This window comes from Rhizobium sp. CNPSo 3670 (genome assembly GCF_057784555.1).
This window is the reverse complement of sequence record NZ_JBXSOL010000046.1, coordinates 17,431-29,781: the sequence shown is the minus strand read 5'-3', so window position 1 is coordinate 29,781 and position 12,351 is coordinate 17,431. Positions and strand designations below refer to the sequence as shown.

Here is a 12,351-nt window from a genome sequence, read left to right as displayed (position 1 = left end):
GCTGCCTCTCTCGATCCGGGCGTCCGCCGTGAGTTCGCCGTCGTCAGCAAGGCGCTTGACGAGCGCTTCGGGCGCAATGCCATCATCCGCGGCGACAAGGATCTCATCAACCATGTGCCAGAGGCGCAGCGCCAGGCCTTCGCGGCGATGCAGGAGAGGCTGAAGGTCCTGCAGCAGACCGTCCGCGCGGAAAGCAGTCAGCAGATCCTCGCGGAACGGCGTCAGCGGGCGGTCAACCGCGGCCGCGGGATTGATCCCTAAAGGCGATCGGAGGAGCGAAAGAGCAGCCATTAATGAGTGAGCCAGACGACGCGGCTTTCAGCGGCGAGATTGTAAAGACATCGCGTCAATGCTCCATCTTTGTCGTTACAGACTGGCTGCTCGCAGATCTCGCAGTCGAGACGGAATGTCAACGCGTGGCAGCGCAGACCGATCTAAATGAGCTATCGCCTTCGCGATACTCGACTGCCATGACATTTCATAAGCCCTCACCAGTGGAACAATAGGCTTTGGACGCTTGGCGCAGCGCGCAAGCTGTCGAAACAGGCGGCTATGACAGCCACGGTTGCCTCGGAGGAGGCGCCTGGTCCAACTGCTGATCGCCAAGGTGCCGCCGATCTTGGTCTCGATAGATGAGCTCGCGCAGACCGCGTCGGCAGCTAGCGCCGACCGCCACGTGATGATCGACCAAAGGTTCAAAGGTCGGGCAGCGCAAGGCGGACAGCACTCTTATAAAGCCGGTATGGGAGGTCCCGCAAGCTGGCCCTCCAGTCGAAGTCGAGCGGGTGAGACGTTGCTCATTGGCTATCAACGGTCGCTTATGGCCGTCTTAAGTATCTAGGGCCGTCCCAACCCTTTCGACATCGAGATGGCGGAACACCCGCACCCAAAACTTGAAGTCACCTGCACGGCCGTCGGAGCGCGCGCAAAGCGCGCACCATGCTGCAGCGGTTTTCGCATGTCCTCCGTATAATGAGCGGGCGGCAACGCTTGCATCCTCTACATCGGTGTCACTCCACAAGTCGGGTGCTGCTGCGATGCAGCTGGCCGGATACTGTTCGAAAAAGTCGTGCATGCGGAAAGCCCCGTTACCGTCCGGGAACAGGTCGCTAAAAATACGCCGGACGTTGATCCCATCGAATGGGCCACGATCACGTGCCGTCCCTGGCAAATAGACACTTTAGCGTCAAACTCTCTTCGCACACTCAACATTATGTTGTAACAAAAGCAAAAGGCAAGCTATAAAAATACGCGTTAAACGCGCGTACTCGTGCCGGTTTGTCTCGGAAACAAGGTGAGGCGGGAGGATCGAGGCCAAATATGGGGCATTCTAGTGGCATTGTTGTCGTATCAAAATTGTCAGGAAGAATCATATCCGCTGGCAGGGGCAGCCAATGAGCGAACTTTTAGTGATCGTATCGAGAGATGCCGACTACTATCTGATGCTCTCCTACATTCTGAAGGAAGCCGGTTATAGGCCAACGCTCGTCGACGTTCCCAGCGAAGCCGTGGCGATCGCCGAAGAGGGTGAGGCTGCAGCCATCATCGTCGACTGCCAGCCCGGTTCGCACAGTCTGGCCAATATCGCGACCGGCCTGAAGGAAAGAGACCTTACCAGCGACATCACGCTGATCGCGCTCGTCGCCGAAAAAGCTGCATACCTCGACATTCTGAAGGCAAATGTCGATGAGAGTTTCACAAGGCCGATGCCGCCGGAGCGGCTTCTCTCATACCTTCACAGCACGATTGGCAATCCCGGTGATAAAGCGACAAAACGCCTCGTCTCAATGTCTGACGAAATGACGTTGGACGTCGGCGCCCGGCGTGTCCTGGTACGGGGTGCACCCGTCAATCTCAGCCCAATCGAGTTCCGCTTGCTGAGCGCCCTTATGACTGATGCAGGACGCGTTTTCAGCCGTGCCGAACTGATAGGCATTGCCTGGCCGCAGAGAGCATTCGTCGAGCCACGGACAGTTGATGTTCATATCGGCCGCCTGCGACGGGCGTTGAAGCGTGTCCTTGGCCGCGATGTAATCCGCACGGTGCCAAAGGTAGGATATGCGATTGACATCGTCTGAGGCATTTGAACCTCGTCACCTTCACATCGTCACCGGAATTTCCCCAAAACTTGCTGCCGTGTTCGTTGTGTGAACGAAAGATTCCCGATTAGCGTGTGGTGCATCCAAAATTGGGAGTACAACATGCAAGAGGCCGTTTCCGGCGCCGGGTCGCCGACCTTCTCCTACAGAAACACCGCCAGCCTGGTCAGGCATGCCGGTCCTCACTTTGCCGCAGCCCATCTCGACGGATTGATGGCACTTTACGTCCAGCCGAGAGATGGCAGAGCGGTGAGCCTGCCGCTACCCGAGGGACGGTCGGAGCGCGTTGTCGACTTCGTTCGCTGCTCGTATCTCGGGCTGGACAATCATCCTTCAATCGTCGAGGGAGCAGTTGAGACCGTTCGCCGGTACGGGACCTTACACTGGTCCTGCGCCCGCACACGGCTCAACTTTGCAGTTCTCGGAGACCTCGAGGATGCCCTCTCTGACCTCTTCGAGGCGAGGGTGATCACCTACACAACGGTGCTCGCGGCGAATCTGAGCGCCCTTCCGCTGATTGCGTCCGGAGTCCTGACCGGCGGCAAAAAGCCGATCATGGTCTTCGACCGCCTCGCCCATGCGACGCTCGCCTTCAACAAGCCTGTCGTCGCCGAAGAATGCGATGTCCGCACAGTCGGTCACAATGATCTTCAGGCGCTCGAGGATATTTGCCGTCAGAATGATACTGTCGCCTTTGTATGTGACGGTGTCTATTCCATGGGTGGCTGCGCGCCAATAAAAGAATTGCGGGCGCTTCAGGAGCGATACGGCCTCTTCCTTTATATCGATGATGCTCACGGGATATCAATCTTCGGCGAAAAGGGCGAAGGTTTTGCGCGATCGCAAATGACAGGGGGCCTCGGTGAGCGCATGATAATCGCAGCGTCGCTCGGCAAGGGCTTCGGGGCTTCAGGCGGCATGCTCATGCTGGCAACTGCGTTCCAGGAAGAGATCTTTAGGCGCTTCGCTCTCGCGCATGCCTTTTCGGCCTCGATCAATGTCGCAGCAATTGGTGCCGCCCTTGCTTCCCAGGCGATTCATCGCACTCCGGAACTCGGCGTACGGCAGCGGGCGCTCGCTGAATACATTTCCCTTTTTGACGAACTTGTGCCGACCGCACAGGCGGGATCCCGACTGCCCATCCGGACGGTTGTCGTCGGTGATGAGCTCGCAGCAATCGGTGCAGCGAGAGTGGTGCTGGACGCCGGTTACTATACATCGGCCATTTTCTTCCCGACGGTCGCCAAGGGAAGGGCAGGTCTGCGGATATGTCCGACCTCCAGTCACACGGCAATCGAAGTGCGCGACGTCGCGGCAGCCATCAATCGTGCCATCAAGGGCTAATCATGGGCCTTCGCGGCCCCGGGCGCTCTCGCCCGGGGGCGGCTCGTTATCGGATCCAAGCGTTCCATCGCTCAAGCATCATCGCGGCATTTTCATTGATCCATTTGGCGTCCGGAACGACGATGTGATCCCTGATGTCCTCGTCGCTCGGCAGTGCTGCACGTGCGTCCGGAGACATCAGTCCGATCGCGTCGCGGCTTGGCGGGGTGCAGAGGAGTTCCTCGCAGACCTTTGCCTGCGTCGTCGGATGATCAAGCCAGTAGCCGATCAGCTTCTCGGCGTTAGCGCGGTTCGGCGCGCCCTTGATGATCGTCAGGCGATCACCGACGAGAAACGATGCCTGCTTGGACCAGGCAATCTGGCGCCCTTCCGCTCTCAGCGTGTTTGCGCGCGTCAACCAGATTTGCCCGATGCTATAGTCTCCATTGCGAAAACCCTGAACGCTCTGATCACCCGTCTTCCACCAGAGTGATATCGCGGGGCGGATCTCGTCGAGCTTCCTGAGTGCGCGGTCGATGTCGAGCGGGAAAAGTTTGTCACGTGGAACACCATCGGCCAATAGCGCTGCAGCCATAACGCGCCACGGGTCATCGAAATTCGGAAATGCGCGGCCACCGGGAAATCTAGCCTGGTCCCACATATCGGCCCAGCTTGATGGATTTCCCGCCTTGAAGCCGGTGGGGTCGTAGGCCATGAGCGTTGCGGTCGAGAAAAGCCTCGCTCCTGAACTGATGCAGGCATCCTCGACCATATCTGGCCGGGCGCGAAAGGGCTCGCAAAAATTGCTCAGGTCTTCAGAATTGAGCCGATGCGTTTCGGCACTCGCCTGGACCTCACCGTCAGGGTACAGGTCCCACGTCACATTGCCGGTCTTGACCATGGCAGCAGCTTTCGCCCGCATCTCCGCATTTGTCGCTGCGACAGAAACGACCTTGATGCCGGTCTCTTGCGTGAATGGTTCGAACCAGAATTTTCTGAGTGCTGCATCGTAGGCCCCGCCTGTCGTCGCAATGACCACCTGCTCCTCCGCTTGCGCCACCCCCAAACTGCCAAGCATAAGGCAGGCGGCAAGCAGGAAAGGCTTCATCTCAGTTCTTTTTTTCATCGCGTGTTCCTCTGTCCGGATGAGATGGCCACGTTAGTCCTCCCCGCGGCCGACAAGGAGATGGACGGAGCCCATGAGGACGAGCGATGTCGCAACGAGCAGCGTCGAAACCGATGCGATAACCGGGGTAAGGTTGAAATCGATGTCCTCGAACATTTTGCGGCTGATCGTCTTGCCGCCGGTATCTGAAATGAAAAATGCGACCGTTGCCTCGTCGAAAGATGCCAGAAAGGCAAAGACAGCCGCCGCTGCCACCGAAGGCGCGATGTTTGGTAGGACAATGTTGAAGAAGGCACGCGTCCGGTTTGCGCCGCAACTCAATGCGGCAAGTTCAAGTGATGGGTCGAAACGTTCAAGCGCCGCTGACACGGTGATGATGACGTAGGGTACTGAGAGCACGGTGTGCGCGACCAAGAAGCCAACAAAATTGCCAGTCAGGCCGAGCGGCGAGAAAATCAGGTAAAGAGCAACGCCGAAGACCACATGGGGGACTATCATTGGGCTGAGCGACAGCGCCTGCAGAAGCGCTTTTCCCGGCAGATTGCCGCGAACGAGTCCTATGGCCGCCATTGTTCCGACTGCCGTCGAAGCGACCGTCGTCGACAGCGCAATCTTGAGGCTGAAGATCGTTGCTGCTCGCCAGTCCGGATCGGAAAGAAATTCGCTGTACCAGCGAAGTGTCAGGCCCTTCGGCGGGAGCTCGATATAGCTGCTATCATTCAGCGAAATCGGGATAACCAACAGCGTCGGCAGCACCAGGAAGAACAGGATTGCGCCGATGAGGAAGCCGCCGAGAAGCTGCAAGACTGCCTTGCCATAAGGTCGATGGCTGCTGTTTACTCGAGAGGTGGTAGGCGATGTGGTGGCTGCGGGCTCAGTTGACACTGTTCATTCCTTTGCTGATGGAAAGGGCCTTGCGAAACGCAAGGACAAAGACGAGCGTCGTCGTAAGAAGGACCGTCGCGAGCGCTGCGGCGAATGGCCAGTCAAGCAGGACGATAGTTTGCTGGCCGATCAGCGTTGCCATCATCAACGCTCCCGGTCCGCCAACGAGTGCCGGCGTGATATAAAAACCGATCGCCAGAATGAAGCACATGACGCAGCCGGCAAAAATTCCCGGCAGGCTGAGCGGCAAGGTCACACGTATGAAGGCGCGCATGGGGCCGGCCCCCAGGTTCCGGGCGGCTTGGATATATTCGGCTGGAATAGTGCGAAGAGCATTGCAGATCGGCAGGATCATGAAGGGCATCAGCACATGTGTCATCGCGAGGATGACGGCGCCCTCGGTATAGAGAAGCTTCAAAGGGCTGGCGATGACGCCGGTTTCGATGAGCAAGCCATTGACGATACCGCTTCGCTGCAGCAGCACGATCCAGGCGTAGGATCGCACCAGCACTGAGGTCCAGAGCGGCACGAACACCGCCGCCGCAACAATCAATGCGGTCCTGCCTTTGGCGCGCGCCATGAGAAGGGCGACGGGATAGCCAAGCAGCAGGCTCGCAACAGTGACAATCGCGCCCATCTGCAGCGTGCGAAGCAGAACTTCGAGGTAGAGCGGCTCGCTTATTATTCGTTCGTAATATTCGAGCGTGAGTTCAGGCGCCATGACGCTCAATGAGATCAATCGGCCGATCGGATAGACGAAGCCCGCGGCGAGCAGGAGGGTCAGCGGCGCAATGAGAACGAGCGTCAGCGCATGCGAATAGCGGCGGGCCGAGTGCGAGAATAGCCAGCTTGCTGGAGCGATTGGTGCAAGCGCCAGATTGTCGGCGGTCATGGTCATCTTACGCCTCCACATCGGCAAAGAGCCGCAGGCCATCCTGTTCGGCAATGACATCCACGGGCGTGCCCTTTACAAAGGGTGCTTGCATTCCATCGGCAGGTATCTGCACCTGGACGATCTCCCGACTTCCAAAGTCGGTGCGAACGAGATGAAGGTTGAAGGAGCCTGCAAAAACGGAGGCTTCGATCCGCCCGGGAAGGACGTTCTTTCCGCCCGCGCCGCGCGCTGCAAGGCCCAAGCGCTCAGGCCGAAGCGCCAGGCGAACACGACTACCAATTCTTGCCGCACGGTCGTAACCGGACACAGCGCCCGGTGTATGAACTACCACGTCCTCGCCCAGCTTGATTGCCTGACTGCCGGCGGTCTCGCCCAGGAACTCTCCGGTGAGAAAGTTCATCTTGCCGATGAAATCCGCGACAAATGCAGTTTCCGGGTTTCGGTAAATGTCTGCGGGGGTTCCGAGTTGTGCGATTTGCCCACTTGCCATAACTGCGATCCGGTCGGACATGGTCAACGCTTCCTCCTGATCGTGGGTCACGTAGATGACAGTCGCCCCCAGGCGCTCCTGCAACTGCTTGATCTCGATCTGCATGGATTCACGCAGCTTCTTGTCGAGAGCGCCGAGCGGCTCGTCCATCAGGAGAACTGGGGGCTCGAATACAATTGCACGCGCGACCGCCACTCTTTGTTGCTGCCCTCCGGACAATTCGTGCGGATAGCGTCTGGCGTAGCCGGGAAGCTGGACGAGGTCGAGCGCCCGGCTTACGCGTTCGGCTCGAAGATCCTTGCGAATGCCACGCATCTTCAGCGGAAATGCAATGTTTTCGGCGATGGTCAGATGCGGGAACAAGGCGTAGCGCTGAAAAACCATCCCGATGTTGCGGCGATCAGGTGAGACGGCCGTCACATCGCGCCCGCCAATGATCAGGCGTCCGGCAGACGGGCTCTCGAACCCGGCAATCATCGTCAGCAGCGTTGTCTTGCCCGATCCGGATGGTCCGAGAATCGACAGGAATTCGCCTGCCGGAATGTCCAAGGTGACGTCACATACGGCAGTCTGGCTGCCGTAGGCTTTCCATATGCTATCAATGAAAACAGGCGCACCAATCAAAATGATGTCTCCTCCAGTTTGCGCGCTGGGACGCGCGTTGAAAAATTCCCGGCGCGTGCGTGCGGCCGGGGCTGTGGGTGCTACGCCGAAAGGATCGGCGGCTTTTGCGGGTATGCGTTCCGCAGCCCTAACGTTGCGGATGTTCACGATACCGTTATGCTGTCACATTACGTTGACGCTTCTTAGAGATATTATTTTTGTTGCAACAAAATTGTGACGATGTCAACGCATGGGGGTCGAAAATGAACAACAATGCAACCACAGGGGATTCGTCGGCCTCGGACGAGCAGTCCGGGCGCCTGAGTGACTTCGCCTATTCATCCATCAAGGAGCAACTCACGCGCGGCACGTACAAGCCTGGCCATAAGCTGCCGATCCGCTCGGTGGCCGAAATGCTGAACATTGGCTCAACGCCGGCGCGCGAGGCGCTCAACAGGCTGGTCTTCGAGGGCGCGCTCGTCATGGCGGGACCAAAGACGGTTATCGTGCCGCATCTCGATCTTGCCGCCCTATACGAGGTTACGCAGATGCGGCTGGCGCTGGAAGGATTGGCGACAGAACAAGGCGCGCTCCGCGCGACTGACAACGTCGTCGACAAGTTATTGGCGCTGCAGGACAAAATAACATTGTCCCTGGAGGAAAGACGCTATTCCGATGCGCTGCACGACAACAAGGAATTCCACTTCACAATCTATCGTCTTTGCGAGATGCCGCACCTTCTTTCGACTATCGAGGCCCTGTGGTTAAGGGTGGGCGCCTCCTTCCACGACCTTTATCCCGAATTCGCGGAAGCAAAATACGGCGTGCGCAACCACATGGCTGCGATAGAGGGATTGGTGGACAAAGATCCATCTGCAGTTCGTGCGGCGATGGAAAGCGACATCCGGGACGGCTACCGCCGCTTGAAGAAAGCGGCGCAGGAGCGCCTGAAGCGGCAATAGCACTGGTCGCAGCATTTTTTTGTTGCAACTTCTTCGAGTTCATGATTTTTGTTACAACAAAATTGTGAAAGGTCGTGTGGCGACCCGCGTTGACCGGAGAGGATCCCAATGTTTCATCCAGACTTATCGCGCAGCGGCAGGGTTTTCTCCCGGTCGCGGTCAGAACATTTCTTCAAAAGGGGGCGCCAGGTTTTTCCAACTGGAATAACGCGGGTCACGGTGGATCACGAGCCGAGCCCGCTTTACATCGCCCGCGGTGAGGGAGCCTATCTCATCGATGTCGATGGCAACCGGCTCCTCGATCTCAACAATAATTTCACGACGCTGATCCATGGCCACGGTTTCCTTCCCGTTGCAGACGCGGTCGCGGATCTTCTTCATCGCGGAACTTGCTTCTCCAACCCAACCGAGCACGAGATCACCCTTGCTGAGCTTCTGATCCAGCGCATTCCAGCGGTCGAACATATTCGCTTCGTCAACAGCGGGACGGAGGCTGTGATGTTTGCGATCAAGGCGGCCCGCGCGTTCACCTGCCGGCCAGGCGTCGCACGCATCGAAGGCGCCTATCACGGCGCTTATGATTGGGCCGAAACGGGGCAAGCTGTATCGCCGGCCATTTGGAACGACGCGCAGCGGTCGCCAGCTGTACCCGCCTATCGTGGCATGCCGCCCGCGGTTGGCGAAGAGGTGACCGTCATCCGTTTCAACGACGTCGAAGATCTCGAGCGCCGGATTGTTTCCGCAGCTCCTTCGCTCGCCTGTATCCTCATCGATCCGATGCCGAGCCGCGCCGGACTGATTGCGCCTGAACCGAGTTTCCTTGCTGCCGTTGGTGCGATCGCCAGGCAACACGGCATTCTTGTCGTTGCCGATGAAGTTCTCAATCTTCGACAGTCCTTTATGGGCGCTTCGGCCCGCTACGGTTTGCAGCCCGACCTGATCGCCGCAGGGAAGATCATCGGCGGAGGTTTTCCGGTCGGGGCAATTGGTGGGCGCAAGGAAGTCATGCGCGTCTTCGCGAGCGACAGCGGCAAGCCGCTGCTTCCGCAGGGAGGCACGTTTTCGGCAAATCCGGTATCGATGGTCGCGGGGCGGGTCGCCATGGAGGCCATGACAGAGACCGCATTCGCTTCGCTCGAGAGCCTTGGCGACAGCATTCGGGCCGGTCTTCGCAGGGAGATCGAGCGTCGAGGCGCAGCCTTCAGCGTAACAGGGGCCGCATCATTGTTTCGCATTCATCCGAAGAGCAAGGCGCCAACAGATTTCCGCGAGGCTTATCTCGAGCCCGCAGAGGCGGAATTGATGGCTCGGCTCTCGCGGCACTTTCTCCAGTGCGGCATCCTGCTGCCCAATGGAGCTGCGGCGTGCCTATCGACGGCAATGACGACGGCTGACGCGGACGCGGTCGTTTCAGCCTTCGCAGACTTCCTTTCAACCCTTGAAGCAAATCCAACAGAAGCAGGCATGTAACCATGGCAACTGATGTTTTCACCGTCGCCGAACGTATTGCGCATTCTCTCAAGAGACACAACGTCACCCATATCTTCGCTCAAAGCCTGCCTTCTGCGGTGATCCTCGCCGCCGAAGCAATCGGCATCCGTCAGGTCGCCTACCGGCAAGAAAACATGGGAGGGACCATGGCTGATGGCTATGCGCGTCTCTCCGGTAAGGTCGGCGTCGTCGCAGCACAAAACGGACCCGCCGCAACGCTTCTCGTTCCCCCGCTGGCCGAAGCGCTTAAGGCCAGCGTACCGATTGTCGCCCTTGTCCAGGACGTTGAACGAGACCATGCGGATCGCAATGCATTCCAGGAACTCGACCATCTCGCCCTGTTCCAATCCTGCACGAAATGGGTGCGCAAGGTGATCGTTGCGGAACGCGTCGACGATTACGTCGACGCTGCCTTCACGGCAGCGGTGTCGGGACGACCAGGACCGGTCGCGCTACTGCTTCCCGCGGACCTGTTGCGAGAGAAGATTGCGCCGTCAGCATTTCGGCGCGAGGCGGCCCTCGGCCATTGGCCGCTTGATCGATCGCGTCCACGCGATAGCGACATCGAACGGGCAGCATCGATGATTGCGGCAGCTCAAGCACCCATCATTATCGCCGGAGGCGGCGTTCATGCAAGCCGCGCCGCCGGCGAACTCTCGGCACTACAGGACGAGGCCTCGCTTCCCGTCATCACGACAAACATGGGCAAAGGTGCGGTCGACGAATTCCATCCCCTTTCGGCAGGGGTTCTGGGCGCACTCGTTGGACCAAGGTCACTCGGACGCCGCACGATTGCGCTGGTCGAAGAAGCAGACCTCGTCATCCTGGTCGGGACGCGAACCAACCAGAATGGCACGGATAGCTGGCGTCAAATTCCCCGCTCCGCCTCCGTCATCCACGTCGATGTCGATCCCTCCGAAATCGGACGCACCTATGAGGCGGTCAGGTTGACCGGCGATGCCGCCGAAACCATCGGCGCGCTCCGCGGGGCACTTGCTGGCCGCGATCTTTCTTATCGCGCATCGAAGCGCAACGACGTGGCTTCTCGTATAACCGGGTTCTGGCACGCGTTCGACACGGAACGGCAATCCGTTGCCCGTTCGGACGCCAGTCCCATCCGACCTGAACGGATCATGTTCGAACTTCAACGGGTGCTAACGGCTGATGCGACTGTCGTCGCTGACGCCAGCTACTCGTCCATGTGGGTTGCCGGCCAACTGAGGGCGCTTTCGCCGGGCATGCGTTTCATCTCGCCGCGAGGCCTTGCTGGACTTGGGTGGGGCGTGCCACTTGCACTCGGCGCCAAGGCTGCGAGACCGGACAAGCCGGTGGTGGCTGTCGTGGGGGATGGCGGCTTCGCCCATAGCTGGGCGGAACTTGAGACGATGGTGCGGAGCAAGCTGCCCGTCCTGATCATCGTCTTGAATAACGGCGTCCTCGGCTTTCAGCGTGACGCGGAAACTGTCAAATTTGGCAGCTTCACCACAGCCTGCAACTTTGCTGATGTCGACCATCAGAAAATTGCCGAAGCCTGCGGCTGCCCGGCAGTCCGCATTTTCGATCCCGCCGATCTTCCCCGATACCTCGAACTTGGCCTGTCAGGGGATGGCCCCCTGCTGATGGAAGTTATGACCGAGGCTGGCGCGCATCCGCCGCTTTCGTTGTTCGCTGCAATGGATCAAGCGGCATGAACGCAGCTGGCAGCGCAAGGGTTGCGGTCATCAGCGGCGGCACGACGGGGATCGGTCTTGCCACCGCGTTTCGTCTGCTCAACGCCGGTCATAGAGTCGCCGTCTTCAGCCATGGCGAGGCAAGCGTCACGGCCGCGGGCGCGGCACTTGCCCGCGCTTTCGGATCGGGAATGTCGCTTGCACGACAGGTTGATATCCGAGAGCCGGCGGCCATCGAAGATTTCTTTCGTGAGGTCGCTGGTTTCTTTGGGGCCCCTGAAATTCTCGTCTGCAATGCCGGAATTTCGCCCAAAGGCCTCGACGGGCCTCCTGATGTCTCCAACCTTTCCCTTGAAGAGTGGAACGACGTCCTCACTGTCAATTTGACGGGTTCGATGTTGTGCTGCCAGGCGGTTCTGCCGGCTATGAAGGAGAAAGGCTATGGCCGCATCATTTTCGTGGGATCTCTCGCTGGCCGGACGAGACCACGAATTGCCGGAGCGAGTTATGTTGCATCGAAAGCGGCCCTTTCAGGGTTATCCCGCGTGTTGGTCTCCCAATACGCTCCATACGGCATAACATCGAATGTCGTGGCGCCGGGTCGCATCCTGACGCCATTGACCGGATCCCCGGAAACCAAGACCAACATCGACGCCCTCACTCGTATTCCGACCGGGCGACTTGGTGAACCGGACGAAGTCGCTGCCGTTATCGCGTTCCTCGCGACGGAAGATGCCGGGTTCGTCAATGGAGCCATCATCGATGTGAACGGCGGCGAGTTTGCGCCGAGTTGAGGCTGGCCGCTCA

The 12,351-nt window shown here is 59.0% G+C and carries 12 protein-coding genes; 7 read left to right on the top strand and 5 right to left on the bottom strand.

From position 1 onward, the window contains the following. Positions 1-261: hypothetical protein (locus AC13QO_RS27500; protein ID WP_488542474.1), on the top strand; the 261-nt coding region annotated here is incomplete at its 5' end. A 568-nt stretch (positions 262-829) separates the two neighbouring features. Here the strand turns inward: AC13QO_RS27500 and AC13QO_RS27495 are convergent. Then, positions 830-1,075, bottom strand: coding sequence for a hypothetical protein (locus AC13QO_RS27495; RefSeq protein WP_488542473.1), 246 nt, complete (start codon positions 1,073-1,075; stop codon positions 830-832). 319 nt (positions 1,076-1,394) lie between these two features. On the opposite strand from AC13QO_RS27495, the gene AC13QO_RS27490 reads away from it, so the two are divergent. Together AC13QO_RS27490 and AC13QO_RS27485 are read left to right on the top strand one after the other, a co-directional pair. Next, positions 1,395-2,078 (top strand): winged helix-turn-helix transcriptional regulator, encoded by a 684-nt coding sequence (locus AC13QO_RS27490; protein WP_488542472.1) that lies wholly within the window; start codon positions 1,395-1,397, stop codon positions 2,076-2,078. Between the two features lie 123 nt (positions 2,079-2,201). Next, entirely contained in the window at positions 2,202-3,443 is a 1,242-nt protein-coding gene (locus AC13QO_RS27485) for an 8-amino-7-oxononanoate synthase family protein (protein WP_488542471.1), read from the top strand. A 46-nt stretch (positions 3,444-3,489) separates the two neighbouring features. On the opposite strand, the gene AC13QO_RS27480 is transcribed toward AC13QO_RS27485, so the two are convergent. The 4 genes from AC13QO_RS27480 to AC13QO_RS27465 all read right to left on the bottom strand — a co-directional run bounded on the left by AC13QO_RS27480 (position 3,490) and on the right by AC13QO_RS27465 (position 7,442). Further along, entirely contained in the window at positions 3,490-4,548 is a 1,059-nt protein-coding gene (locus AC13QO_RS27480) for an extracellular solute-binding protein (RefSeq protein WP_488542470.1), read from the bottom strand. Between the two features lie 33 nt (positions 4,549-4,581). After that, positions 4,582-5,352 (bottom strand): ABC transporter permease, encoded by a 771-nt coding sequence (locus tag AC13QO_RS27475; RefSeq protein ID WP_488542469.1) that lies wholly within the window; start codon positions 5,350-5,352, stop codon positions 4,582-4,584. A 70-nt stretch (positions 5,353-5,422) separates the two neighbouring features. Then, positions 5,423-6,331 (bottom strand): ABC transporter permease, encoded by a 909-nt coding sequence (locus AC13QO_RS27470; protein ID WP_488542468.1) that lies wholly within the window; start codon positions 6,329-6,331, stop codon positions 5,423-5,425. Between the two features lies 1 nt (position 6,332). Next, entirely contained in the window at positions 6,333-7,442 is a 1,110-nt protein-coding gene (locus tag AC13QO_RS27465) for an ABC transporter ATP-binding protein (protein WP_488542475.1), read from the bottom strand. 242 nt (positions 7,443-7,684) lie between these two features. On the opposite strand from AC13QO_RS27465, the gene AC13QO_RS27460 reads away from it, so the two are divergent. The 4 genes from AC13QO_RS27460 (at position 7,685) to fabG (ending at position 12,338) form a co-directional block, all read left to right on the top strand. Then, the gene (locus AC13QO_RS27460) at positions 7,685-8,383 is read left to right on the top strand and encodes a GntR family transcriptional regulator (RefSeq protein ID WP_488542467.1); all 699 of its coding nucleotides are present in this window, start codon (positions 7,685-7,687) and stop codon (positions 8,381-8,383) included. A 108-nt stretch (positions 8,384-8,491) separates the two neighbouring features. Next, positions 8,492-9,853: an aspartate aminotransferase family protein gene (locus tag AC13QO_RS27455; RefSeq protein ID WP_488542466.1), complete on the top strand. Its 1,362-nt coding sequence runs from the start codon at positions 8,492-8,494 to the stop codon at positions 9,851-9,853. A 2-nt stretch (positions 9,854-9,855) separates the two neighbouring features. Beyond that, a complete protein-coding gene (locus AC13QO_RS27450; RefSeq protein ID WP_488542465.1) occupies positions 9,856-11,565 on the top strand; it encodes an acetolactate synthase catalytic subunit in 1,710 nt (569 codons plus the stop codon). Then, positions 11,562-12,338, top strand: coding sequence for a 3-oxoacyl-ACP reductase FabG (gene fabG, locus AC13QO_RS27445; protein ID WP_488542464.1), 777 nt, complete (start codon positions 11,562-11,564; stop codon positions 12,336-12,338). The genes AC13QO_RS27450 and fabG overlap by 4 nt, the downstream gene beginning before the upstream one ends. Positions 12,339-12,351 lie beyond the last annotated feature (13 nt).